Origin of the sequence: Pseudonocardia zijingensis (genome assembly GCF_042657305.1) — a bacterium.
GTDB classification, from domain to species: domain Bacteria; phylum Actinomycetota; class Actinomycetes; order Mycobacteriales; family Pseudonocardiaceae; genus Pseudonocardia; species Pseudonocardia zijingensis.
Genome location: NZ_JBHSKO010000034.1, coordinates 44987 through 69992 on the forward strand (window position 1 = coordinate 44987; position 25006 = coordinate 69992).

Sequence of the window (25006 nt, forward strand, 5' to 3'; positions counted from 1 at the left end):
GCTCCGACGCGGAGAGCCGCGGAGGTGCGGCCCGCCGGTCGTCGGGGAGCTCAGAAAGGGCCACGCCAACGAGGCTACGGCAACGGCGCCCGGTCGGTCAGGACGCGGACGTGGTCTCGCGCTTCTCCTTGATCTTCGCGGCCTTGCCGCGCAGCTCACGGAGGTAGTAGAGCTTGGCGCGGCGAACGTCACCGCGGGTGAAGACCTCGATCTTGTCGATGTTCGGGGAGTGCACCGGGAAGGTGCGCTCGACGCCGACACCGAACGAGACCTTGCGGACGGTGAAGGTCTCGCGGGCCCCGGAACCCTGGCGCCGGATCACGACGCCCTGGAAGACCTGGATCCGGGACCGGTTGCCCTCGATGACCTTCACGTGCACCTTGAGCGTGTCGCCCGGCCGGAAAGCGGGGATGTCGGAGCGCAGCAGCTGTGCGTCCAGTGCGTCCAGGGTGTTCATCGCGAAGATCCGTCCTCGGTGCGTGATAGCGGTCGTGCGGGGGCGCCGTTCGATGTCACGTCGAGGCGCCGGGCAGGCCCGTTGGGGCTCGGGCAACCAGTCCATAGTGCCAGACGCGCGATCGCGGGGCGCACTCACCCGTCCCGCAGCTGCGCGAGGAAGGCGCGATCGGCATCGTCGAGGGCGTCGTCGGGGAGAGCGGAGAGCAGATCGGGGCGTCGCTGCGCCGTGCGTTCGAGCGCGCGGTCGCGCCGCCAGCGGGCGATCCGGGCGTGGTTGCCGCTGCGCAGGACCTCCGGGACGGCGAGCCCGCGCCACACCTCCGGGCGCGTGTAGGCCGGACCCTCGAGCAGGCCGTCGGAGAAGGAGTCCTGCTGGGCGGAGGCGGGGTTGCCCAGCACCCCGGGCAGGAGCCGGGCCACCGCCTCCACCATCACCAGCACCGCCACCTCGCCGCCGACCAGCACGTAGTCGCCGATGCTCACCTCGTCCACCTGCAGGCCGCGGCGGCGGGCGTCGTCGACGACGCGCTGGTCGATGCCCTCGTAGCGGCCGCAGGCGAACAGCAGCCGCTCGTCACCCGCCCATTCCTGCGCCGTGGCCTGCGTGAACGGCCGCCCGGCCGGGGTGGGCACCACGATGCGCGGCGCCCGTTGGTCGAGCTCCAGCACGGCGTCGAGCGCCTCGCCCCACACCTGGGGGCGCATCACCATGCCGGGGCCGCCGCCGTACGGGGAGTCGTCCACGGCCTGGTGGACGTCGTGGGTCCAGTCGCGCAGGTCGTGCACGGCGAGCTCGACGATCCCGGCGCCGATCGCACGGCCCAGCAGCGCCTCGCGCAGCGGGGCCAGGTAGCCGGGGAAGATCGTGATGACGTCGATCCGCACGAGCGGATGCTGCCAGGCGCCGCCGTCAGCCTGCCTTGCGGCTCCGCACGAGCCGCTCGACGACCGCCCGCGCCGCTTCCAGCCGCACCCCTCGCTCGGCCAGGACGTGGTGGGCGGCCCCGCCCTCGGTGTGGATCAGGCCGAGCAGGATGTGCGCGGCGCCGATCTGGTCGTGCCGCAGGTGGATCGCCTCGCGCAGCGCGAGCTCGAGGGCCTTCTTGGCCTGGCCCTCGAAGGGGATGTGCCCGAAGAGCCGCGGCGACCGGCCGCCGTGGGCGGCCCGGGTGCGGTCGAGCGCGCCGGGCCCGAACGCCTCCTCGACCTGGCGGCGCACCTCGTCGAGGTCGATGCCGATCGCCGAGAGCGCCTCGGCGTCGAGGGACGGGCTCGGGCCGGGCCGCAGCCCGGCGACGGCCTGCAGCGCGTCCGCCTCGTCGACGCCCAGCTCGTCGAGCACGGCGAGGGCCACCTCGTCGCGCACGGAGTAGATCGCGGCGAGCAGGTGCTCGGTGCGGATCTCGTCCGCGGCGCGGTGGCGCGCCTCCTCCTGCGCCTCGACCACGACCTGGCGGGCCTCACGTGTGAATCGTTCGAACATCTCGTCCCCTCAGAACCCGTACCGGCGGTACTTCTTGTGCACGGCCTGGCGGCTCACGTGCAGCGCGTCCGCGATCTGCTGCCAGGACCACCCCTGGGACCGCGCGTTGGAGACCTGCAGCTCCTCCAGCGACTCCAGCAGTCCCCGCAGGGACGCCACCGCCGCCAACCCGACGGCCGGGTCCCTGCTGGACGCCGCCGCCGCGACCTTCGTCGCATCACTCATGCTGTCAACCTACGTTGACACGCCGGAACTGTCAACCTGAGTTGACAGTTCTCCGCCGAACGGCCGTTGCGCGCACCACCCGTCCCCGAGTGCACTGGACGCCCGCCCCGCACGGAGGGAACGCCGTGCCCGCTCAGAGCGCCACCCGGTCCACCCGCCGCCCGCCGAGCGGCGGGGTCGGGCGCGTGCTCATCCGGCTGCTCGGAGCGCCCTCCGCCACCGCCGACGGGGCCGTGCTGCCCGAGCTCACCGGGCCCCGCCCCCAGCAGCTCCTCGCACGGGTGGCGCTCGCAGGCGACGCAGGCGTGCCCCGCGACCGGCTGGCCTGCGCCCTGTGGCCCGACTCCGGCACCGCGCAGGCCCGCACCAACCTGCGCAAGCTGCTCCACGACCTGCGCAGGGCCCTGCCCGGCGAGGCGCTGGACACCGGCGGGCGCGCGGTGCGGTGGCGCGGCTCGCCGGACGTGTGGCTCGACGTCCGCGCCTTCACCGAGGCCGTCGACCGCGGCGACGCCGAGGCCGCCGCGGACTGCTACGGCGGCGACCTGCTGCCCGCCTGCGAGGACGACTGGACCGTGGCCGTGCGCGAGCGGCTGCGCCGCCTCGCCGTCGAGCAGCTCGCCGGGCTCGCGGCCGGAGCCCAGGCCGAGGGCCGCGACGACGCGGTGCTGCGGTACGCGCGGCGCCTGCTCGCGATCGACGAGCTGCACGAGCCGGCGTGCCGCCTGCTGATGGCCGCACTGGCGCGGCAGGGCGAGCGCAGCGAGGCGCTACGCGTCTACGACCGGCTCGCCGCGGCACTGGCCCACGACCTCGGCGTCGTCCCCGAGCCCGCCACGACGGCCGTCGCGGAGCGCCTGCGCGGACCGGGCCGCGGCACCCACCCCGGGCCGCCGCTGGTCGGGCGCTGCGTCGAGTGCCGGGAGGCCGATGCGGCCTGGCGCGAGGCCGCCCGCGGCCGGGCCAGGATCCTGATCGTCACCGGCGAGGCGGGCATCGGGAAGACCAGGCTCGTGGAGGAGCTGGCCCACCGGGTGGCCGCGAGCGGGCACGCCGTGGCCGCGGGCCGGGCCTACGAGGCCGCGGGCCGCCCGCCGTGGGGGCCGGTGATCGACTGGCTGCGCTCCGACCCGGTGCGGGCCGGTCTCGACACCCTCGGCGACGCGCACCTGATCGAGCTCTCCCGGTTGCTGCCCGAGCTCGCGACCAGGCACCCGCGGCTGCCCGAACCACCCGCGGACGACGTCGGCCGCCGCCACCGCCTCCTCGACGCCGTCCGCCGCGGGCTCCTCGCCACCGGGCGGCCGCTGCTGCTCGTCGTCGACGACCTGCAGTGGTGCGACGCCGACACGCTCGACCTCTGCGGCTACCTCGTGCAGAGCGCCCCGACGGCGCCGTTGCTGATCGCCGGCACGGCGCGGATGGAGGACTCCGCAGGGGCCCGGGCCGCGGCGCGGCTGCGCCAGTGCGCCACCGGCGCCGTCTCGACCATCGCGCTCGGGCCGCTCGGCCCCGCCGCCACGGCCGAGATGGCGGCGCGCGTCGAGGAGCAGCCGCTGCACCCCGACCTGGCGGCGCGGCTGTGGCAGGAGACCGAGGGGAACCCGCTCTTCGTCCTCGAGGCGCTGCGTGCGGGCTTCGGCCGCGGGCGGACCGGGCGGGTGGCGCTCACCCCGACCGTCCACGCCGTGATCACCGCACGCCTGGACCACCTCTCCCCCGGGGCGCGCCGGCTCGCCGAGGTGGCGGCGACGATCGGGCGCGAATTCCCGGCTGCCGTGCTCGCGACCGCGGCGGGCCGCACCGAGGACGAGATCACCGAGGACCTGGACGAGCTCTGGGAGCACCACGTCGTCCGCGAGCGCGGCCCGGCCTACGACTTCACCCACGACCGGGTGCGCGACGTGGCCCTCGAGCGGATCAGCCCCGCGCGGCGGCGCACCCTGCACCGTCGCGTGGCGGAGGCCATCGCGGCGCACCACGCGGCCGACCTCGACCCGGTGAGCGCCCGCCTCGCCGTCCACTACGCCCGCGCGGGGCTGGACAGGCTCGCGGTGGAGGCGTACGAGCGGGCGGCGCGCCACGCCCACCGCGTCTTCGCCCTCGACGACTGCATCGCGTTGCTCGAACGGGCCCTGCTGCTGCTCGAGGAGTCCCCGCGCGGGACGGCACGCGACGAGGTGGAGCTGCGGCTGCGCGCCGCGCTGGGGGTGCCGTTGGTCGCCCGGCGCGGGTACGGCGCCCCGGAGGTGCTGCGTTGCTACGAGCGCGCCCTCACCCTGCACCGCAAGCTCGGGCGACGCCCCGGGCCCGCGGTGCTGCGCGGCCTGGCGCTGCACGCCGTCGCCACCCTGCGGCTCGACCGGGCCGCCGCGCTGGGCGCGGAACTGCTCGCCGACGACGCCGACCGCACCGCCCGCACCGAGGGCGAGTACGTGCTCGGCGTCACCGCGTTCTGGCGCGGCGACCTCGGCGAGGCCGAACGCAGGCTGCAGGCCGCCATCGACCGCTACCGCCCCGAGGACGCGCCGCTGCACATCGCGCGCTACGCCCAGGACCCCCTCGGGGTGTGCCTGTCCCGGCTCGCCCTCACCCAGCTGTTCCGCGGCCGGGCGGCCGACGCCGACGCGACGATGCGCGAGGCGCTGCGCGTGGCCGCGGAACTCGACGACCCCATGACCACCGGGTACGTGCGGGCGTTCGACGCCATCCTCGCCGCGCTCGAACCCGGCCTGCGCGACCTGCACGACACGGTCGGCGCGCTGGACACCGTCACGCGCACGATGCGGATCGGCTACTTCGCGGTGGTCGCACAGCTGCTGCGCGGCTGGCGCGACGTGTGCGACGGCGACCCGCGCGGCGTCGTGTCCATCCGCGAGGCCGTGGAGCGGTTCCGCGTCGACCAGCCGCTGCACCTGACGCTCGCTCTGTCGCTGCTCGCCCGCGCGCACCTGCGCCTGGGCGACGTGGCCTCGGCGCGGGCGGCCGTGGCCGAGGGCCTCGCCCGCACCGAGGAGAGCGGCCAGCGCTACCTGCTGCCCGAGCTCCTGCGCATCGACGCCGAGCTGCGCGCCGCCGCGGGTGACGGCGCGGGGGCGGCCCGGAGCGCGCGGCGCGCCCTCGCGGCGGCCGACGCCCTCGACGCCCCGTGGCTGCGGGCCCGCGTGACTGCCTGATCGGGAACGCTGCGGGAACGCCTCCTCCGCCATGGTCACCGCCTCCACGACCACCAGGAGGGACCATGACCACGATCGCCGCACTGCGCGAGCAGGTACGCGGGCCCGTCGTCGAGCCGGGCGAGGACGACTACGAGGAGCTGCGCCTGGTCCACAACGGCCTGCACGACCGCAGGCCCTCGCTGATCGTCCGGGCCACGTCGACGGCCGACGTGGTCGCCGCGGTGAACTACGCGCGCGAGTCGGGGCTCGACCTCGCCGTCCGCGGCGGCGGGCACAGCGCACCCGGCTTCAGCACGTGCGATGGCGGCGTCGTGCTCGACCTGGCCCCGATGAACTACGTGCTGGTCGACCGCGTGCGGAAGACCGCACGCACCGGCGGGGGCGCCACCTGGGGCGACTTCAACCACGCCACGCACGCCTATGGCCTCGCCACCACCGGGGGCATCATCTCGACCACCGGCGTGAGCGGGCTGACGCTCGGCGGCGGGGTGGGTTACCTGGCCCGTGGCTGCGGGCTGTCCTGCGACAACCTCGTCGGGGCCGAGGTGGTCACCGCCGACGGGCAGATCGTCGTCACGAGCGAGCACGAGAACGAGGACCTCCTCTGGGCCCTGCGCGGCGGCGGCGGCAACTTCGGCGTCGTGACGTCGATGGAGTTCGCCCTGCACGACGTCACGACGATCTACGGCGGCCCGATGCTGTACGAGGTCGAGGACGCCCCCGCGGTGATGCGCGCCTACGACGACTACATCCAGGAGGCCCCCGAGCAGCTCGGGGCGTTCTTCGGCTGGCAGATGGCCCCGCCGCTGCCGTTCATCCCCGAGGACCGGCACGGCGACATGTTCTGCGCGATGGTCACCTGCTGGAGCGGCCGGCCAGAGCAGGGCGAGCAGGCGATCAAGCCGTTCCGCGACGTCGCCGAGGTCAAGGCCGAGCTCGTGGGCCCGATGCCCTACCCGGCGCTCAACTCGGCCTTCGACGGCCTGTTCCACAAGGGGATGAGGCAGTACTGGAAGGCCGACTACGTCCGCGACCTGCCGGACGCGGCGATCGCCGCGCACACCCGGTACGGCCCGCCGACGCCGAGCCTCACCTCGACGATGCACCTCTACGCCATCAACGGGGCCCCGGCCCGGGTCGGCCCGGAGGAGACGGCGTTCGGCCACCGCGACGCGCGGTACGTGATGGTCATCGGCGCGTTCTGGGACCCGCCCGTCGACGACGAGGGCGCCATCCGGTGGGCGCGCGACTACTACGACGCCGTGCACCCCTTCTCGGGGACCGAAGGCGGGTACATCAACATGCTGTCGGAGGACGAGGGCCGCGTGCCGCAGAACTACGGGCGCAACTACGAGCGGCTACGGCAGGTCAAGGCCGCCTACGACCCGGACAACCTCTTCCACCTCAACCAGAACATCCCGCCGGCGCGGTGACGCGCGGGACTCGCGCGACGTAACGGGGAACTCGCCCGACGAAACGGGGGACTCGCGCGGCTGGGCCATGCCGTGGGCGCGCGAGTCCCCCGCCTCGCGGAGCGAGTGTCGCATTCTGCGCGGGCGGGACAGGTCAGTCGAGCAGGCCCTCGGGAGGGGTGAGGACCAGCCGGCTGTTCGCCAGGTCGACGGTGGGCACGATGGCCCGCACGAACGGCACGAGCGCGTCGGGGCGCTCGTGCCGTGCCAGCACCAGCAGCTCGCCGCCCGGGCCGTGCACGACCTCGCGGACGGAGCCGACGACGGTGCCGTCCTCCAGTTCGGCCCGCAGGCCCTCCAGCTGGTGGACGTGGAACTCCTCGTCGTCGGCAGGCGCGCCCACGGCGTCGGCGGGCACGAGGAGCCGGGTGCCGCGCAGCGCCTCGGCCGCGTCGCGGTCGGGCGCCTCCACGAACCGCACGAGCAGGCGTCCGGAGTGCGGGCGCGCCGACTCCACGGTCAACGTGCCCGCCGGGCTGCCCGGGCGCTGCGCGATGAGCGAGACCCCCGGGGCGAACCGCTCGTCCGGGGAATCCGTGTGCACCTCGACGACGAGTTCGCCGCGCAGGCCATGGACCCGCACGGCGATCCCCACCAGATACGTAGTGCCCCCCACCGGCAACCCGTCACCCATCTCGACGGCCCAGCTCCCCGCTGGCCGCACCTGCGGGTCGCCCGAGTATGCCCACACGCGCGGCGTCCCGCCGGCGCACCCAGCAGAAACCTGGATCCGCCGATATCCGCAACGGGCTACCGGTGGGGGGCACTGCTACCGGTCGGTGTCGACGACATCCACCCGCACACCCCGGCCACCGATGCCGCCCACGACGGTGCGCAGCGCGGTGGCGGTACGGCCGCCGCGACCGATCACCTTGCCGAGGTCTTCGGGGTGCACCCGGACCTCGAGGGTGCGGCCGCGGCGGGTGGTGACGAGCTCCACCTGCACGTCGTCGGGGTGGTCGACGATTCCCCGGACGAGGTGCTCGAGAGCGTCGGCCAGGACGCTCACGACTCGTCGGAAGAGGCCTCGGAGGAGGCCTCGGACTCGCCCTTCGCGCGGCGATCGCCCTTCTTCTTGGGCGTGGTGGCCTCGGAGGTGGGCTCCTCGCCGGCGGCCGCCAGCGCGGCCTGGAAGCGGGCGTGCCGGTCGACCTTCTCCGGCTGCGCCTTCAGGGTGCCCTCGGCGCCGGGCAGACCCTTGAACTTCTGCCAGTCGCCGGTGATCTCGAGCAGGTGCTGGACCGGCTCGGTGGGCTGCGCCCCCACGCCGAGCCAGTACTGGGCCCGCTCCGAGTCGATCTCGATCAGGCTCGGCTCGTTCTTGGGGTGGTACTTGCCGATGGTCTCGATCGCCCGGCCGCTGCGGCGGGTGCGGGCGTCGGCGACGACGACGCGGTAGTAGGGCTGGCGGATCTTGCCCAGCCTCATCAGCTTGATCTTGACGGCCACGCTGGTCGGTGCTCCTCGCGGATCGTGTGCTTCGGGTGAGTCCGCGCGGCTCGCGTGGGGTTACGGGCTGCGCATTACTCGGCGTGTGCGTGTCTGCGGCACGGTAGAGGGCCAGCCGCAGGACCGATCGGCCATTCTGCCAGACGCGCGCGCGTGATGGGACGTCAGGCCATCGGAACGATGCCCAAGAGCCCGAGCACGAGCGCGATGCCGGGCAGCAGGTTGTTGACCTGGTGGGCGACGATGCTGGCAAGGAGCCTGCCGGTGTACAGGCGGGCGATCGCGATGGGGATCGCCACCACCAGCAGCAGCGGGGTGCGGGTGAACTCGAAGTGCGCGAGCGCGAAGAGCAGCGTGCTGACCGCGAACGCCACCCAGCGACCGCCGATCTTCTCCAGCCCGCCCCAGAGAAGGCCGCGGTAGAGGATCTCCTCGCACATCGGCGCCACGATCACGACGAGGACCAGCACCAGCGCCGCCAGCAGCGGGCCCGCCCGGATCCCGCCGAACACGTCGCCCACGGCGGAGCTGGCGTCATCGCCGACGATGGACACGTAGACGATCGACGCCGGGATGGTGAGCACGAGGCCCCCGAACCCGAACACGAGTCCGATGCCGACGTCACGCCACGACCACTCGAGGCGCAGGTCTGCCCGCGGACCGTTGCCGCGCAGCCGGGTGATCAGCAGCGCGGTACCCGCCGCGAGCAATGTGGGTGCGGCAAGGCCGGCGACGAGCACGCCCACGCCGGGTTGGGTGCCGCTGAGCAGCACGTAGGCACTGATGAGCCCGCCCACCAGGAGGAAGACGGCCTCCGCGAACAGGTACGCGCCCAGCCCCCAGCGGTGGGTGCGGACGGGCGCAGGTGCACCCCACGCGGCCACGGGCCCCTTGCTGCGCCCGATCGACGGGGCGGGGTAGGGACCGGTGGGCGGGTAGGGACCCGGCGGGTAGGACGGCCCGGCGTGGGGCCCGCCCGGCCCGGGGTAGGGCCACCCCTGCACCGGTGCCTGCTGCCCCGGTGCCTGCTGCGCGGTGGGCGGTGGCGGCGGGAACGGCGCGACGGGCGACGACGGCGGAGCCGCGGGGCCGCCGTAGGGGGGCGGTGGCGCCCCGTAGCCGTAGGGCGGCGGCGGGGCCGCGTACGGGGCCGGGGCCCCGGTCGGCACTGCCCCGTACTGCGCTGTCCCGTACTGCGCCGCCTCGTAGTGCGGCGCCTCGTAGTGCGGCGCCCCGTTCTGGGACGCGCCGTTCTGCGGCGCCCCGTTGTGCGGCGGTTCGCTCTGGGGCGTCCCGTGGAGCGCTGCACCGTCGAGCGCTGCCCCGTTCTGCGGAGCGGCCGGGACGGTGTCGGCGGGCACCGGCCGGCTCGCCCCGTCGTCCGGCGCTGCGTCCGGCGCTGCGTCCGACGCGGACGGGTGGGGGTCGGCTTCCCGCTGCGCAGGGTCGATCGGCGCCCCCTCCTGCTCGGGCTGACCGTTGCTCTGCACCGCTCCCACGGCCCCGACGCTACCGGCCGCTCGCCTGCGCCGCCGCTCGCCGGGCCGTCCGCCATGCTGTGACCATGACGGTCTACGACCAGATCGGCCGCACCTACCGCACCACCCGGAGGCCGGACGCGAGGATCGCCGCCCAGGTGGCCTCGGCCCTGTCGGGCATGGGGAGCGTCGTGAACGTCGGTGCGGGAGCGGGGTCGTACGAGCCGGCCGGCACCGCCGTCGGGGTCGAACCCAGCTCGACCATGATCGGGCAACGCCCCGCAGGGTCGGCGCCGTGCGTGCGCGCTGTGGCCGAGGCGCTGCCCCTGCGCAGCGGGTCCGTGGACGCCGCGCTCGCGGTGCTCACCATCCACCACTGGAGCGACCTCGAGGCCGGGATCGCACAGCTGCGCCGCGTTGCCCGGCGGCGGATCGTGATCCTCACCTGGGACCAGGAGGTGTTCGACGAGTTCTGGCTGGTCCGCGAGTACCTCCCGGCCGCCGCCGCGGTCAGCGCGGGTCACGCGGTGCCCCTCCCCCGCCTGGCCGAGCTGCTGGGCGGGGCGCGGGTCGAGCCGGTGCCGGTGCCACACGACTGCACGGACGGCTTCGGGGCCGCGTTCTGGCGGCGCCCGGCCGCCTACCTGGACCGGGGCGTGCGCGCCGGGATCTCGATGCTCGCCCAGGCCGAGCCGTCCGCGCTCGCCGCGGGCCTGGCGGCGCTCGCCCGCGACCTGGACTCCGGTGCGTGGGAGGAGCGCCACCGCGAGCTCACCGCGCTCGACCGGTTCGACGCCGGGTACCGGCTCGTGGTCAGCGACCAGCCCGGCTGAATGCGTCAGGCCCGGGCGGGCACCGGGCGGCCGCGCAGCATCACGAGGGCCGGCTCGTGCAACGCCGTGAGGTCGGCGCGCGGGTCGCGGTCGTAGACCACGAGGTCGGCCCGGGCACCGAGCTGCAGGCCGGGGCGCCCGAGCCACTCGCGGGCCGCCCAGCTCGCGGCGCCGAGGGCGTCGGCCGCCGACAGCCCGGCCCGGTGCAGCGCGATCACCTCGTCGGCGAGCCGGCCGTGGGCGATCCCGCCGCCCGCGTCGGTGCCCGCGTACACCGGCACCCCGGCCTCGACGGCCCGGCGCACCATGTCGTAGGCGCCCGCGTGCAGGCGGCGCATGTGGTCGGCGTAGGCGGGGTACCTGCTCGCCTGGTCGGCGATACCCGGGAAGTTCTCGACGTTGATCAGCGTGGGCACCAGCGCGGTGCCGCGCTCGGCCATCTCGGCGATGAGGTCGTCGGTGAGCCCGGTGCCGTGCTCGATGCAGTCGATCCCGGCCCGCACGAGACCCGGGATCGCGGCGGCGCCGAACACGTGCGCGGTGACGCGGGCACCGGCGCCGTGGGCGGCGTCGATCGCCGCCGCCAGCACGTCGTCGGGCCAGACCGGAGCGAGGTCGCCCACCCCGCGGTCGATCCAGTCGCCCACCAGCTTGACCCACCCGTCGCCGTCGGCCGCCTGCTCGGCGACGACGTCGGGCAGCAACGCCGGATCGTCCAGCTCCCGCGCCACGCCGGGGATGTAGCGCTTCGGGCGGGCGAGGTGCCGTCCGGCGCGGATGATCTCGGGCAGGTCGTGGCGGGCCTGCAGCGGTGTGGTGTCGATCGGCGAGCCGCAGTCGCGGATCAGCAGTGTGCCCGCGTCGCGGTCGGTGCGCGCCTGGGCGTCGGCCTCCTCCAGGTCGACCCCGCCCCTGGCCCCGAGCCCGATGTGGCAGTGGGCGTCGACGAGGCCCGGCACGATGAACCCGCCGTCGACGAGGGTCTCCGCGCCCGGGGCCGGCTCGACGAGCCGGCCCGCGTCGACGTGGAGCTCGACGGTGTTCTCACCGGGCAGCAGCACGCCGCGCAGGCGGTACACCTACTTGCCCTTGGGGAACTTCAGCTTGCTCGGGTCGAAGCCGGGGGGCAGCTGGTCGAGCCCCGGCGGCAGGTCGCGCAACGACGCGGGCAGCCCGGACATGTCCGGCATGCCACCGCCGAGACCCGGCGGCAGCCCGGCGGCGCGGGCCGGGCTGGGCCCGCGGCCCTTCGACTTGCCCTTCTTGCCCTTGCGCCCCTTGTTCTGCTTCTTCGTGGCGCTGCGCCCGCCGAAGCCGAACTGCCCGGCCATCTGCTTCATCATCTTCCGGGCCTCGAAGAACCGGTTGACGACGTCGTTGACCTCGCTGACCGTGACCCCGGAACCGTTGGCGATGCGCAGCCGCCGCGAGCCGTTGATGATCTTCGGGTCGGCCCGCTCCGCGGGTGTCATGCCGCGGATGATCGCCTGCAGCCGGTCGAGCTGCTTGTCGTCGACCTGCGCGAGCGCGTCCTTCATCTGCCCGGCGCCGGGCAGCATGCCCAGGATGTTGCCGATCGGGCCCATCTTCCTGACCGCGAGCATCTGCTCGAGGAAGTCCTCGAGGGTGAGCTCCCCGGTGGAGATCTTGGCCGCCGCCTTGGCCGTCTGCTCCTGGTCGAACGCCTGCTCCGCCTGCTCGATGAGCGTGAGCAGGTCGCCCATCCCGAGGATGCGGCTGGCCATCCGGTCGGGGTGGAAGACGTCGAAGTCGGCGAGCTTCTCGCCGTTCGACGCGAAGAGGATCGGCTGCCCCGTGACCTCCCGCACCGACAGAGCCGCACCGCCGCGGGCGTCGCCGTCGAGCTTGGTGAGCACCACGCCGGTGAAGCCGACGCCGTCGCGGAACGCCTCGGCCGTGGCCACGGCGTCCTGACCGATCATCGCGTCGACGACGAACAGGACCTCGTCCGGGCGCACCGCGTCGCGGATGTCGGCGGCCTGGCGCATCAGCTCCTCGTCGACGCCGAGGCGGCCCGCGGTGTCGACGATGACGATGTCGTAGTGTTTCTCGCGCGCGTGCGCGACACCGCGGCGCGCCACGTCGACCGGGTCGCCGACGCCGTTGCCCGGCTCGGGCGCGAACGTGGTGGCACCTGCCCGCTCACCGACGATCTGCAGCTGGTTGACGGCGTTGGGCCGCTGGAGGTCACAGGCCACGAGCAGCGGCGTGTGGCCCTGGTTCTTCAGCCAGGCGGCGAGCTTGCCCGCGAGCGTGGTCTTGCCGGAACCCTGCAGGCCGGCGAGCATGATCACGCTCGGCGGCTCCTTCGCCAGCCGGATCCGCCTCGTCTCGCCGCCGAGGATCTCGACGAGCTCCTCGTTGACGATCTTGACGACCTGCTGGGCCGGGTTCAGCGCACCGGAGACCTCGGCACCCTTGGCGCGCTCCTTGACCCGCGCGATGAAGCCGCGGACCACCGGCAGCGCGACGTCGGCCTCCAGCAGCGCGATGCGGATCTCGCGCGCCGTGGCGTCGATGTCGGCGTCGGAGAGGCGCCCCTTGCCGCGGAGATTGGCGAGGGTGCCGCTGAGGCGCTCGGAGAGGGTGTCGAACACCTCTCCAACCCTACTTGCGCGCCGCGAGGCGCTGCAGGCCTCCCCGATTGCCGGCAAGGTGGCCTTGCTGGCGCAATATGCCAGTAAGGCCACCTTGCCGGCATATTGCGGGCCTCACGCGCGGGCGTGGCGCCGCACGGCGGCGACGTGGGCGTGGCACCCCAGCTCGGCGTCGGTGACCAGCCGCAGGCCACCACCGGCGGCCGCCCGGTCGACCACGGTGATGCTGCGCCAGCCCAGCGGCGGGTCGCCGAGGAGCTCCGCGGCCGTGCGCTCGGCCCGCCGCGCGTGGGCCGCGAACGACGCCGCCTGCACCACACGGCCGCGGGCGTACTGGCCGCGCCGGGCCTCGGCGGGGTCGGCCTGCAGCCACAACAGGTGCGCGTCGCGGCGGGTGGCGGCCGCCAGGCGCGCCACGGCGGCGCGCGTGCCCGGCTGGGTGGCGGGCAGGTGCACCACGACGGTGGGGGTGGCCGACACGGCGGCGGCCACCACCGCGGTGCGGTGCAACAGGTGCACCACGGGTCGTTGCAGGGAGTACGGCACCGGCCCGGCCAGCGGGCGCAGCGCCGCCCGCTGCACCTCCGAGTCGAGCACGGTGAGCCCCTCGGCGGCGGGCAGGCTCGCCAGCAGGGTGGACTTGCCCGCCCCCGGCATCCCGGCCACCAGCAGCAGCGTGCGTCCCGGCACGGCGATTCGCACAGGCGGTGTCGCGGTGGTCACGCACCGTCCAACGGGTCGTTCGGGCGATTCGTTCCGTTCGCCGCCCCGACCGCGCCGTGATCACGATCATGTGCGCGCCGGGGACGCGCGCGTGATCAGCCGGCGGCCGCGGCGAGCACCGCCATCTCGATCCGCTGCCGTTCCGCCCGCCCCAGCGCTCCTTCGCCGCCGGCCCCCCCGAGGCCGAAGGCGTCCACCACGGACGCACCCAGCGTGGACGCCCGCGCCCAGCGGACGTCGGCGCCGCAGTCCTCGAGCGCGGTGGCCACCCGGTGCAGCAGGCCGATCCGGTCGGTGGCGCGCAGTTCGAGGACGACCGCGCCGGTGGCCTCGTCGTCGAACCAGAGCACGCGGGGCGGCGCGGGCGGCTCGACCGCCGGGCCGCGCGGTGCGTAGTCGCGCTCCTTGCGCGCCAGGGCCTCGGGGAGGCGCAGGGTGCCGTCGAGCACCCGGCCGAGGTCGGAGCGCAGCAGAGCCGGGTCGGGCAGGCCGCCGAACCGCGGCGACACCGTGAACGTGAACACCGCGACGCCGCCGAGCGTGGCCAGCTCCGCGGCGTGGACCTCCAGCGAGTGCAGCGCGAGCACACCCGCAGCGGCGGCGAGCGACCCGTGCCGGTCCGGCACGGCCACGACGGCGCCCGCAGGATCGCCCGGGTCGAGGAGCACCTGCGGGCGCCCGTCGGCCTCGACGGCACCCGCGAGCTCGGTGGCGGCCGCGGTCGGCGGGGTGGGGCCGGGGAGCGACTTCCCGGCCAGCAGGGCCCGGCACCGGTTGGCGAGGTCGTGGATGAGCGTGCGCTTCCACGGGCTCCACACCCCCGGCCCTGTGGCCAGCGCGTCGGCCTCGGCGAGCGCCTCGAGCAGCTCGAGCAGCAGGACGTCACCGTCGAGCGTCTCGACGACCCGGGTGACGGTGGCGGGGTCCTCCAGGTCGCGCCGGGTGGCGGTGTGCGGCAGCAGCAGGTGGTGGCGCACCATCCGGCCGAGCACCGCGACGTCCGCGTCGGGGAAGCCGAGCCGCTGCCCCACCTGGACGGCGAGCGACTCCCCCACCTCGGAGTGGTCGCCCCCGCGCCCCTTGCCGATGTCGTGCAGCAGCGCGCCCACCAGCAGCAGGTCCGGACGCGCCACCCGGGTGGTGAGCCGCGCGGCCTGCGCGCAGGCCTCGACGAGGTGCCGGTCGACGGTCCACACGTGCGCCCGGTCGCGCGGCGGCAGGTCGCGCACCGCGCCCCACTCGGGCAGCAGGCGCCCCCACAGCCCGGTGCGGTCCAGCGCCTCCACGACGTCGACCAGCGGGCGCCCGGTGCCCAGCAGCGACAGCAGCTCCGTGCGCGCCGAGTGCGGCCACGCCGTGCGCAGCTCCGGGGCGGTGTCGGCGAGCCGGTGCAGCGTGCCCGCCGCGACCGGCATGCCGGTGCGGGCCGCGGTGGCGGCCACGCGCAGCACGAGCGCGGGGTCGCGGGCCGCGGAGGCGTCGCGCGCCAGCGCCACCTCCCCGAGGTGTTCCACCACGCCGGTGTCCAGCGGGCGGCGCACGGGCGGGCGGCGCAGCGCGGCGAGCCCACGCCGGGGCAGCGCGTTGCGGGCCGAACGCAGGCCCACCTCGGCCGCGAACGCCACCGACCGGGCCGCCCCGGACAGCGCCCGGGCCAGCTCGAACCGGTCGGCGATCTCCAGCGTGGCCGCGACCTCGTCGGCGTCCTGGGCGTGCAGGACGTCGCGGGCCCGGCCGGCGAGCCGGTGCAGCTCGGTGCGGACGTCGAGCAGGAGCAGCCGCGCGGCACGCACGTCGGCCGCGGGCCGGTCGACCAGCTGCGTGGCGGCGAGCGCGTCGATCAGCTGGATGTCGCGCAGCCCGCCGTGCCCGTTCTTGAGGTCGGGCTCGACGCGGTGCGCGACGTCGCCGACCTTGCGCCACCGCTCCTGCGCGCTGTCGGCGAGCTCGTCGAACCGGCCCCGGATCCCGGCCCGCCACGACTGCCGCACGGCGGTGCGGACCTTCTCCGAGAGCGCCTGGTCACCCGCGATGTGCCGGGCCTCCAGCAACCCCAGCGCGGCGCGCAGGTCGGTGGCGGCCACCTGCACGGCCTGCCCCGGCGTGCGCACGGCGTGGTCGAGCCCGATCCCGGCGTCCCACAGCGGGTACCACAGGTCCCCTGCCAGCCGCTCGACGTCCTTGCGACCGTCGTGCAACAGCACGAGGTCCAGGTCCGACCACGGCGCCAGCTCCCGGCGTCCCAGCGCACCGACGGCCACGAGCGCGGCCCGCTCGGTGAGCCCGATCGCCGCGGCCCGCGACGCGAGCCAGAAATCGTGCAGGTCGACCAGCGCCTCCCGCAGCGCCTCCGGACCCAACCTCCGCTTGCCCGTGCCCTGTTCCAGCAGCACGGCCTTCGCCCGGGCCAGGTCCCCCGCGTCCCCCGACGACACGGCCACTGCACCCACTACGGCCTCTCCTCCTGGCCTGGAAGCACAGCGTGGTGGCCTCGCTGATCGAGGCCACCACGCCGTGCGGATCGAGTGCGGTCAGACCGCGTCGGAGCCACGCTCACCGGTGCGGACCCGGACCACGGTCTCCACGGGTGTGACCCAGACCTTGCCGTCACCGATCTTGCCGGTGCGCGCCGCCTCGACGACGGCGTCGACGACCTTGTCCGCGTTGGTGTCGTCCGCGACGACCTCCACCCGCACCTTGGGCACGAAGTCCACGGAGTACTCCGCACCCCGGTAGACCTCGGTGTGGCCCTTCTGCCGGCCGTAGCCCTGCACCTCGCTGACCGTCATGCCGAGCACGCCGATCTGCTCCAGCGCACCCTTGACGTCCTCGAGGACGAACGGCTTCACGATCGCGGTGATCAGCTTCATGGTCACGCCTCCTTACCGGCTGCTGCCGGCACCGCCTCGGCGGCAGGCTCGGGGCGCTGGCCGCTGAGGCCCGAGACCGCCCGGTGGCTGGAGAAGTCGTAGCCGGTCTCGGCGTGCTCGATCTCGTCGATGCCGGTGGCCTCCTCCTCCGGGGTGACGCGCAGCCCGACGATCGCCTTGACGATGTAGGCGAGGACCAGCGACACGACGAACGAGTAGACCAGCACCGCGACCGCGCCGACGACCTGGCGCCAGAGCTGGTCGACGCCGCCGCCGTAGAACAGGCCGGCCACCGCGGCGGGCGAGCCCGGGTCGGCGAAGAAGCCGATGAGCACGGTGCCGATCAGACCACCGACGAGGTGGACGCCGACGACGTCGAGCGAGTCGTCGTAGCCGAAGCGGAACTTGAGGCCGACCGCGAGCGCGCAGAGCACACCGGCGATGAGGCCGATCGCGATCCCGCCGAGCGGCGAGACCGAGGCGCAGGAGGGCGTGATGGCCACGAGGCCCGCGACGATGCCGGACGCGGCGCCGAGGCTGGTGGGCTTGCCGTCGCGCACCCGCTCGGTGATCAGCCAGCCGAGCATCGCGGCGCAGGTGGCGAGGATCGTGTTGACCAGCGCGAACGCGGCGGTGCCGTTGGCTCCGAGCGCGGAGCCCGCGTTGAAGCCGAACCAGCCGAACCACAGCAGGCCGGCACCCAGCATCACGAGCGTCAGGTTGTGCGGGCGCATCGGCTCACGCGGCCAGCCGCGGCGCTTGCCGACGACGAGCGCGAGGGCCAGGGCGGCGGAACCGGCGTTGATGTGCACCGCCGTGCCACCCGCGAAGTCGAGCGCCGCGAGGTCGTTGGCGATCCAGCCGCCCACCACGCCGGACTCGTCGTCGCTGAACGCGAACACCCAGTGCGCCACCGGGAAGTACACGATGGTGGCCCAGAGGCCGGCGAAGAGCAGCCACGGGCCGAACCGGAGGCGGTCGGCGACCGCGCCGGAGATCAGGGCCACGGTGATGATCGCGAACGTGGCCTGGAACCCGACGAAGACCAGGGCCGGGATCGTGCCCGACATCGGGAAGGTGGCCGGGTCGGCGCCGTAGTCGCCGACGAACAGGCCGCGGAGCCCGGCGAACTCGAACGGGTTGCCCAGCAGCCCCCCGCCCACGTCGTTGCCGAAGGCGATCGAGTAGCCGTACAGCGCCCAGAGGATGCCGATCAATCCGATGGAGCTGAGGCTCATCATCATCATGTTCAGCACGCTCTTGCTTCGGACCATGCCGCCGTAGAACAGGGCGAGGCCGGGCGTCATGAGCAGCACGAGAGCAGTGCTGGCCAACATCCAGGCGGTATCGCCGGTATCGAGCACGTCAACTCCTTCCCCAGGTGGTTCGGGGAACTATCGGAGCGACGTGTTTCGGACAATCTCACCGGCTGTTTCCGGCCTGTGAACTGGCGGCCCCGCGGTGTTACATCCGCGTGTACGGGTCGGACTACCGGTCGAGAAGGGCGTCGACGAACGCGAGCGGGTCGAACGGCGCCAGGTCGTCCGGGCCCTCGCCGAGGCCCACCAGCTTCACCGGCACGCCCAGCTCCCGCTGCACCCGGAACACGATCCCGCCCTTCGCGGTGCCGTCCAGCTTCGTGAGCGCGATCCCGGTGACCTTCACGACGTCGCCGAACACCCGCGCCTGCGTGAGCCCGTTCTGGCCCGTGGTGGCGTCGAGGACCAGCAGCACCTCGTCCACCTCGGCCTGCCGCTCGACCACCCGCTTGACCTTGCCCAGCTCGTCCATCAGGCCGGTCTTCGTGTGCAGGCGCCCCGCCGTGTCCAGCAGGACGGCGTCGGCGCCCTCCTCGGCGCCCTGCTTGACCGCGTCGAACGCCACGCTCGCCGGGTCGGCGCCCTCCGGGCCGCGCACCACCGTGGCCCCGGCCCGTTCGCCCCAGGTGGCGAGCTGCTCGGCGGCCGCGGCGCGGAACGTGTCGGCCGCGCCGAGCACCACGTGCCTGCCGCCCGCCACCAACACGCGCGCGAGCTTGCCGGTGGTGGTGGTCTTCCCGGTGCCGTTGACGCCGACCACCAGCACCACGCCCGGGCGCCCGCCGTGGGGCAGGGCGCGCACGGAGCGGTCCATGTCGGTGCCGAGGGCGTCGGTCAGCACGTCGCGCAGCAGCTGCCGGGCCTGGTCGGGCGAACGCACGGCCCGGCGGGCCAGCTCGGTGCGCAGCGTGTCGACCAGCTCGAGCGTCATCTCCGGGCCGAGGTCGGCCTGCAGGAGGGTGGCCTCGACGTCCTCCCACGACTCCTCGTCCAGCTCCCCCGCGCCCAGCAGGCCGAGCAGCCCCTGGCCGAGGCCGCTGCGCGAACGGGCGAGCCGGCCGCGCAGCCGCTCCAGGCGGCCCTCCGCGGGGGCGATCTCCTCCTTCGGAGCGGCCGGAGCTGCCGGAACGGCCGGCGGGGCCGCGGGCGTCTCGGGTGGCGCGGCAGGCGCGGCGGGAGCGGCCCCGTTGACCGAGTGGTCCGGCGGGGCCGGGGGGGCCGTGGTCTCGGGGGCGGTGGTTTCGGGGGTCGTGGTTTCGGGGGCGGCCTCGGCGGGCGCCGTATCGGACGGCGCGGTCCCGTTCTCGGCCGGCGCGGTGTCGGCAGGCGGCGCGGTGTCCGCGGACGGCTCCGGAGCGGGCGCGGCCGGCGGGACGAACGGCGTGCCGTCCGCCGTCGGCGCGGGGGCGGACGGAGGCTCCGCACCCGGGGCGGGCGCGGGCGGTGGTTCCGGTGCCGCCTCGGGCTCGGCCAGCGCGCCACTGGAGAAGGCGATCCCGCGCCCGGCCTGGTAGCTGCTGCCGCGCCGGGGCGGGGCGGTGTCGGTGCCGCGCTCGACCTGCTCGGCCTCACGCAGGCTGATCCGGCGCCTGCGGCGCAGCACCAGTCCGGCCGCGACGGCGATGATCAGGACGGCCACCACGACGGCGATGACGATCCAGAGGGTCTGCGTGGTCACCGCTCCACCCTGTCATGCCCGGCGGTCCCGGACGCCGGCATGGGGGTGTCAGCTCACCGCGCGGAGGCGCTGGCTGATCACCGTGGTGATGCCGTCGCCGCGCATGCTGACGCCGTACAGCGCGTCGGCCACCTCCATCGTCGGCTTCTGGTGCGTGATGACGATGAGCTGGCTCGTCTCGCGCAGCTCCTCCATCAGGGAGATGAGCCGGCGCAGGTTGACGTCGTCGAGGGCGGCCTCGATCTCGTCGAGCACGTAGAACGGCGACGGCCGCGCCCGGAAGATCGCCACGAGCAGCGCCATGGCCGTGAGCGACCGCTCCCCACCGGACAGCAGCGACAGCCGCTTGACCTTCTTGCCCGGCGGGCGGGCTTCCACCTCGATACCGGTGGTGAGCATGTCGTCGGGGTCGGTGAGCACGAGCCGCCCCTCGCCGCCGGGGAACAGCGTGGCGAAGACGATCTCGAACTCGCGGGCCACGTCGGCGTAGGCCGTGGTGAAGACCTCGAGGATCTTGTCGTCGACCTCGCGGACCACCGTGAGCAGGTCACGGCGGGTGTTCTTGAGGTCCTCGAGCTGCGTGGACAGGAAGCGGTAGCGCTCCTCCAGCGCGGCGAACTCCTCCAGCGCGAGCGGGTTGACCTTGCCCAGCAGCGCGAGGTCCTTCTCCGCGCGCTTGGCGCGCCGCTCCTGGGTGCCTCGGTCGTAGGGCATCGGCGGGGGCTCGACGACCTCCTCGCCACGCTCCTTCGCCGCCTCGTACTCCGCCATCTCGGCGGCCGACGGCGGCACCGGCACGTCCGGGCCGTACTCGGCGATCAGGTCCTCGACGGCGAGCCCGTGCTCGTCGAGCACCTTCTCGGTGAGCTGCTCGAGCCGCAGCTTGTTCTGGGCGCGCAGCACCTCGTCGCGGTGCACGGCGTCGGTGAGCTTGTCCATCAGCGCCGAGAGCCGCTGCGTGGTGAGCCGGGCCTCGCCCAGCGCCCGCTCGCGGGCATCCCGGGCGGCCGCGGCCGCGTCGCGCTCGGTGGCGGCCTCCGCGAGGGACACGGCGATCCGCTCACCCGCCGTCTCCCCCGCCGCCACCACGGCCTGCGCGATCCGCGCGCTGCGCTCCCGCGCCTCGCGCGCGGCCGCGGCGCGGGCCCGTGCCTGACGTTCCGAGGCAGCCTGGCGGCGCAGCGAGTCGGCGCGCCCGGCGATCGCACGCGCCCGCTCCTCCGCGGTGCGCAGCGCGAGCCGCGCCTCCACCTCCTCGGCCCGGGCGGCGGCCACCGACTCGGCCGCGGCGTCGCGGACCTCGGTGTCGGGCTCGTCGTCGACCGGCTCGTCCTCGGCCACCGCGAGCTGCTGCTCGGCCGCCTCCAGCGCGAGCAGGGCATCGGAGCGACGGGACTCCACCGCGTCGCGGCGCTCGCGCAGCCGCTGCGCCTCCGCCGTGGCGGAGCGGACCGTCTCCTCGAGCCTTCCCAGCTGCGCAGCCGCCGCGGCCCGGCGCGACTCGGCGGCGTTCTGCACCTGCCGGACCGCCTCGACGTCGGCCAGGCGGGCCGCCTCCTCCGCGCGGGCACCCTCGATCGCGGGACGCAGCCGGGCGAGCTCCTCCTCCACGGCCTCGCGCCGTTCGAGGGCCTCGTTCACGGCGGCCTGCACGTCGAGCGCGCTCGACGCGGCCCCCGACCCGCCCGACGCGCGGGCGGCACCGAGCACGTCGCCATCGCGGGTGACGGCCGTGAGCTCGGGGTGCTCGGCCACGACGGCCCGGGCGGCGGCGAGGTCGTCGACGACGAGGACGCCGTGCAGGAGCCGGGCCACGGACCCGGCGACCGAGGGGTCGGCGCGGAGGAGATCGAGGGCCCAGCGGCCCGCCGGGGGTTCAGGAAAGCCACTTTCCGGGCCTGTACGGCCCTGAATGTGGCTTTCCTGAACCCCCGGGGCGACCACCAGGCTCGCCCGCCCCGCATCGCGGGACCTCAGCAGCTGCAACGCGCTCACCGCCGCGTCCGCCGACTCCACGGCAAGGGCGTCGGCCAGCTCGCCCAGGGCCGCCGCCACCGCGGCCCGCGCCTCCGGCTCCACCGTGAGCAGACCGGACAGCGGGCCCAGCACGCCGTCGGCGCCCACGAGCTCGCCCGAGCCGTCACGGCGGGCGAGGCTCACGGACAGGGCGTCGACCCGGGCCCGCCAGTGCGCCCGCTGCTGTTCCAGCTCCCGCTCGCGGGCCACCAGCTCGGCGACGCGGGCGCGCGCGGCCTCGTGCGCCTCGGCGGCCTGGGTGCGGCGCTCGTCGATCCCGGAGTCGCCCTCGTCGAGGGTGCCGAGCTCGTCCCGGGCGTGCTCGAGCTCGGTCTCGGCCACCGCCGTGCGCTCCTGCGCCTCCGCGAGCGCCTCGGACAGGCGCTCGATCTCGTCGGCGGTGGCGGCGGCGCCGCTGCGCAGCGCCTCGGCGCGGCCCGCGAGGGTGGCGAGGCCCGCCTTGCGGTCGGCGAGGGCCCGCACGGCGGCCATGTGCGCACGCTCGGCGGCGGCGAGGGTCTTCTCGTGCTCGGCGCGCTCCTCCAGCACGTCGGAGAGCCTGCGCCGGGCCTCGGCCACGGCGGCGACGAGCTCCTCCTCCTGCTCGGCGATGGCGTCCGCCTCGGCGTCGAGCTCGTCGGGGTCGCGGCCGGGGGCGCGCTCCTGCGGGTCGGCCAGGTGGCGGCTGCGCTCCTGCGCGAGCCGCACCGTGCCGGCGAGCCGCTCGGCGAGCGCGGAGAGCCGGTACCAGGTGTCCTGCGCGGCGGCCAGGCGCGGCGCGTCCTGGGCGAGAGCGGTCTCGAGCCGCTCCTGCTCGACCCGGGCCACCGACAGCTGTTCCTCCACCTCCGCGCGCCGGGCTCGGGCGCTCGCCTCGTCGGCCTCCTCGCGGGCGAGCTGGTCGCGCACGGTGACGACGTCGTCGGCGGCGAGGCGCAACCGCGCGTCGCGCAGCTCGGACTGCACCGACTGGGCCCGGCGCGCGATCTCGGCCTGCCGGCCCAGCGGCTTGAGCTGGCGGCGCAGCTCGGCGGTGAGGTCGGTGAGGCGCGTGAGGTTGGCCTGCATCGCGTCGAGCTTGCGGAGGGCCTTCTCCTTGCGCTTGCGGTGCTTGAGGACGCCCGCGGCCTCCTCGATGTAGGCGCGGCGGTCCTCGGGCTTGCTCTGCAGCACGGAGTCGAGCTGCCCCTGCCCGACGATCACGTGCATCTCACGGCCGATGCCGGAGTCGGACAGCAGCTCCTGGATGTCCAGCAGCCGGCAGGAGTTGCCGTTGATCTCGTACTCGCCCGCGCCGTCGCGGAACATCCGGCGGGTGATCGACACTTCGGAGTACTCGATCGGCAGCGCGCCGTCGGAGTTGTCGATCGTGAGCGTGACCTCGGCGCGGCCCAGCGGGGCCCGGCCCGAGGTGCCGGCGAAGATGACGTCCTCCATCTTGCCGCCGCGCAACGCCTTGGCACCCTGCTCGCCGAGCACCCAGCTGATCGCGTCGACGACGTTGGACTTGCCCGAGCCGTTCGGACCCACCACGCACGTGATGCCCGGCTCCAGCCGCAGCGTCGTGGCCGAGGCGAAGGACTTGAAGCCCTTCAGCGTCAGGCTCTTGAGGTGCACGGGCAGGGATCTCCAGACGGCGCGGGACGGTTGATCGAGGTTACCGCTACCGCTCCTCGAAACCCTGCAGGCCGCCGCGCGCCTCGCTCCACTGCTCGACGACATGATCGACACGCCCCGGAGTCGACCCACTACGGAGAGCGGTCAAAAGTAACTCACATGGGTGATGTTCGCCCTCGGCGACGACGACGACTCGCCCGTCCGGGAGGTTGCGCGCGCTGCCGACGAGACCGAGTTCGAGCGCTCTGGCGCGAGTCCACCAGCGGAAACCGACTCCCTGCACGCGACCCTCCACCCATGCCGTGAGCCGCACCGGCTGGTCGCCCTGGGTGATCACGGGCTGCTAGCTTACCTCTTCGTGCCCCCCAACCGGTCTAACGCCGGTGCGCAGATGCTCGCTCTCGCGACCGGGGTCGTCCTGGTCGCCGGGGTCGCGGTCGCGACCTTCCCCGACGAGCTCGTGCCCACCGCACTGCGCACCGACGACGCGATCGCCGCAGCCACTGGCGCGGACGTCGTGCCGCGGGCCGCTCACGTGGACGACCGGCCACCGCCGTCGGAGATCTCCACCGTGCACGCCTACGCCGCGATCCCCGGGGTCACATCCGGCGGCCCGGAGAAGCCCCCGGAGCCCCCGCCGCCACCACCGGCGCCCGCGGCACCGAAGCGGGAGCCGGTCTCGGTCGGCGGCGCGGTCGGCGAGGTCATCGCCCTCACGAACGAGCGCAGGCGGGAGGCGGGCTGCGGCGCGCTCGCGCCGGACGGCAGGCTGACCCGCGCCGCGCAGGCCCACGCCTCGGACATGCACGAGAAGGGCTACTTCGACCACGTCAGCCGCGACGGCCGGCGCTTCGAGCACCGCGTCCGCGCGGCGGGCTACCCGCGCCCCGGCGCGGAGAACATCGCCAAGGGCCAGACCAGCGCGCGCCAGGTCGTGCGCGAGTGGATGGCGTCGCCGTCACACCGGTCGGCGATGCTGACCTGCGCCTTCACCACGATCGGCGTCGCGCGCTCGGGGAACTACTGGGTGCAGGAGTTCGGCAAGTAGGCGCCGAGCCGCTCCGACACCCGGCGCGGCCATCACGGTGTTGATCGCCGATCGGGCGCGTTTTCCGACCGGTCACGTCGGGTCTTGCGCCGGAGCAACGATCATGCGCTCATTGCGGGGCCAAGGCCTCCTGGTGGCGCCGCGCATCGTGCGGGCCCCCCTCACAGGTCAAGGGCGCCTCCGGCGTCGCTTCGCGACCCTGGACCTGCGAGCCTCTGCGGCCCCTACAGGCAGGCTCCGCCGGCAGGCCAGGGCCCGCCCCGTTGGCGCGCGGCGCCACCAGGAGGCTGTCTCCCCTTGAAGGGGGCGAAACGGCGGATCTCACGGCGATCAAGGGCAAATGGTCGCCCCCAGAGATGGCGGGCTCAACCGGTGGTTGCAACCAGGTGATCAGGGGAAGTGTGGATCATGCCTGGTGCGCGGTTGACCCGGGAGGAACGGGTCCGGATCGAGACGTTGTGGCGGGCGGGGTGGTCGTTCGCGGAGATCGGAGAGGCGATCGGGCGGGATCGCACCACGGTGTGGCGGGAGGTGGGGCG

General features: G+C 74.7%; 22 protein-coding genes. 5 read left to right on the forward strand and 17 right to left on the reverse strand.

Going from position 1 to position 25006, the window contains the following annotated elements:
• Positions 1–97: 97 nt before the first annotated feature.
• From rplS to ACFPL3_RS38170, 4 genes are all read right to left on the reverse strand, one after another.
• Positions 98–457 (reverse strand): 50S ribosomal protein L19, encoded by a 360-nt coding sequence (rplS, locus tag ACFPL3_RS38155; RefSeq protein WP_142098862.1) that lies wholly within the window; start codon positions 455–457, stop codon positions 98–100.
• A 134-nt stretch (positions 458–591) separates the two neighbouring features.
• Complete coding sequence (trmD, locus tag ACFPL3_RS38160; protein ID WP_343941233.1) at positions 592–1344, reverse strand: tRNA (guanosine(37)-N1)-methyltransferase TrmD; 753 nt, start codon at positions 1342–1344, stop codon at positions 592–594.
• A gap of 25 nt (positions 1345–1369) precedes the next feature.
• Positions 1370–1942 (reverse strand): Clp protease N-terminal domain-containing protein, encoded by a 573-nt coding sequence (locus tag ACFPL3_RS38165; protein WP_343941234.1) that lies wholly within the window; start codon positions 1940–1942, stop codon positions 1370–1372.
• A 9-nt stretch (positions 1943–1951) separates the two neighbouring features.
• Positions 1952–2167 (reverse strand): helix-turn-helix domain-containing protein, encoded by a 216-nt coding sequence (locus ACFPL3_RS38170; protein WP_142049003.1) that lies wholly within the window; start codon positions 2165–2167, stop codon positions 1952–1954.
• A 125-nt stretch (positions 2168–2292) separates the two neighbouring features.
• On the opposite strand from ACFPL3_RS38170, the gene ACFPL3_RS38175 reads away from it, so the two are divergent.
• Both ACFPL3_RS38175 and ACFPL3_RS38180 read left to right on the forward strand, forming a co-directional pair.
• Positions 2293–5343, forward strand: a complete 3051-nt coding sequence (locus tag ACFPL3_RS38175; protein WP_379590637.1) for an ATP-binding protein — start codon at positions 2293–2295, stop codon at positions 5341–5343.
• A 65-nt stretch (positions 5344–5408) separates the two neighbouring features.
• Positions 5409–6779: an FAD-binding oxidoreductase gene (locus ACFPL3_RS38180; RefSeq protein ID WP_343941236.1), complete on the forward strand. Its 1371-nt coding sequence runs from the start codon at positions 5409–5411 to the stop codon at positions 6777–6779.
• A gap of 133 nt (positions 6780–6912) precedes the next feature.
• On the opposite strand, the gene rimM is transcribed toward ACFPL3_RS38180, so the two are convergent.
• From rimM to ACFPL3_RS38200, 4 genes are all read right to left on the reverse strand, one after another.
• Positions 6913–7452, reverse strand: coding sequence for a ribosome maturation factor RimM (gene rimM / locus ACFPL3_RS38185; RefSeq protein ID WP_379590639.1), 540 nt, complete (start codon positions 7450–7452; stop codon positions 6913–6915).
• 135 nt (positions 7453–7587) lie between these two features.
• Positions 7588–7827, reverse strand: coding sequence for an RNA-binding protein (locus ACFPL3_RS38190; protein ID WP_142049011.1), 240 nt, complete (start codon positions 7825–7827; stop codon positions 7588–7590).
• A complete protein-coding gene (rpsP, locus tag ACFPL3_RS38195) occupies positions 7824–8267 on the reverse strand; it encodes a 30S ribosomal protein S16 (protein ID WP_343941238.1) in 444 nt (147 codons plus the stop codon). The genes ACFPL3_RS38190 and rpsP overlap by 4 nt, the downstream gene beginning before the upstream one ends.
• A 164-nt stretch (positions 8268–8431) precedes the next feature.
• Positions 8432–9766 carry a CPBP family intramembrane glutamic endopeptidase gene (locus tag ACFPL3_RS38200; protein ID WP_343941239.1) on the reverse strand — a complete coding sequence of 445 codons (1335 nt, stop codon included), beginning with the start codon at positions 9764–9766 and terminating at the stop codon, positions 8432–8434.
• Positions 9767–9831: 65 nt separating this feature from the next.
• On the opposite strand from ACFPL3_RS38200, the gene ACFPL3_RS38205 reads away from it, so the two are divergent.
• Positions 9832–10578 (forward strand): class I SAM-dependent methyltransferase, encoded by a 747-nt coding sequence (locus ACFPL3_RS38205; RefSeq protein ID WP_343941240.1) that lies wholly within the window; start codon positions 9832–9834, stop codon positions 10576–10578.
• Between the two features lie 5 nt (positions 10579–10583).
• Here the strand turns inward: ACFPL3_RS38205 and ACFPL3_RS38210 are convergent, their stop codons facing one another.
• The 9 genes from ACFPL3_RS38210 to ACFPL3_RS38250 form a co-directional block, all read right to left on the reverse strand.
• Positions 10584–11657 (reverse strand): amidohydrolase family protein, encoded by a 1074-nt coding sequence (locus ACFPL3_RS38210; protein WP_343941241.1) that lies wholly within the window; start codon positions 11655–11657, stop codon positions 10584–10586.
• Positions 11658–13196 carry a signal recognition particle protein gene (gene ffh, locus ACFPL3_RS38215; RefSeq protein ID WP_343941242.1) on the reverse strand — a complete coding sequence of 513 codons (1539 nt, stop codon included), beginning with the start codon at positions 13194–13196 and terminating at the stop codon, positions 11658–11660.
• A 114-nt stretch (positions 13197–13310) separates the two neighbouring features.
• A complete protein-coding gene (locus ACFPL3_RS38220) occupies positions 13311–13919 on the reverse strand; it encodes an AAA family ATPase (RefSeq protein WP_343941243.1) in 609 nt (202 codons plus the stop codon).
• Positions 13920–14014: 95 nt separating this feature from the next.
• Positions 14015–16369 (reverse strand): [protein-PII] uridylyltransferase, encoded by a 2355-nt coding sequence (locus tag ACFPL3_RS38225; RefSeq protein ID WP_379590644.1) that lies wholly within the window; start codon positions 16367–16369, stop codon positions 14015–14017.
• 81 nt (positions 16370–16450) lie between these two features.
• On the reverse strand, positions 16451–16789 hold the full coding sequence (locus tag ACFPL3_RS38230) for a P-II family nitrogen regulator (protein WP_343944102.1): 339 nt from the start codon (positions 16787–16789) through the stop codon (positions 16451–16453).
• A 2-nt stretch (positions 16790–16791) separates the two neighbouring features.
• Positions 16792–18126: an ammonium transporter gene (locus ACFPL3_RS38235; protein ID WP_343944103.1), complete on the reverse strand. Its 1335-nt coding sequence runs from the start codon at positions 18124–18126 to the stop codon at positions 16792–16794.
• Positions 18127–18277: 151 nt separating this feature from the next.
• Positions 18278–19786 carry a signal recognition particle-docking protein FtsY gene (gene ftsY, locus ACFPL3_RS38240; RefSeq protein ID WP_379590646.1) on the reverse strand — a complete coding sequence of 503 codons (1509 nt, stop codon included), beginning with the start codon at positions 19784–19786 and terminating at the stop codon, positions 18278–18280.
• Between the two features lie 48 nt (positions 19787–19834).
• Positions 19835–23419, reverse strand: coding sequence for a chromosome segregation protein SMC (gene smc / locus ACFPL3_RS38245; RefSeq protein ID WP_379590648.1), 3585 nt, complete (start codon positions 23417–23419; stop codon positions 19835–19837).
• A 46-nt stretch (positions 23420–23465) separates the two neighbouring features.
• Positions 23466–23753, reverse strand: a complete 288-nt coding sequence (locus ACFPL3_RS38250; RefSeq protein ID WP_343946333.1) for an acylphosphatase — start codon at positions 23751–23753, stop codon at positions 23466–23468.
• A 57-nt stretch (positions 23754–23810) separates the two neighbouring features.
• Here ACFPL3_RS38250 and ACFPL3_RS38255 point away from each other — a divergent pair, with 57 nt between their 5' ends.
• Together ACFPL3_RS38255 and ACFPL3_RS38260 are read left to right on the forward strand one after the other, a co-directional pair.
• Entirely contained in the window at positions 23811–24467 is a 657-nt protein-coding gene (locus ACFPL3_RS38255; RefSeq protein ID WP_343946331.1) for a CAP domain-containing protein, read from the forward strand.
• A gap of 408 nt (positions 24468–24875) precedes the next feature.
• The coding region (locus ACFPL3_RS38260; RefSeq protein WP_379590656.1) for a helix-turn-helix domain-containing protein at positions 24876–25006 on the forward strand (131 nt) is incomplete at its 3' end.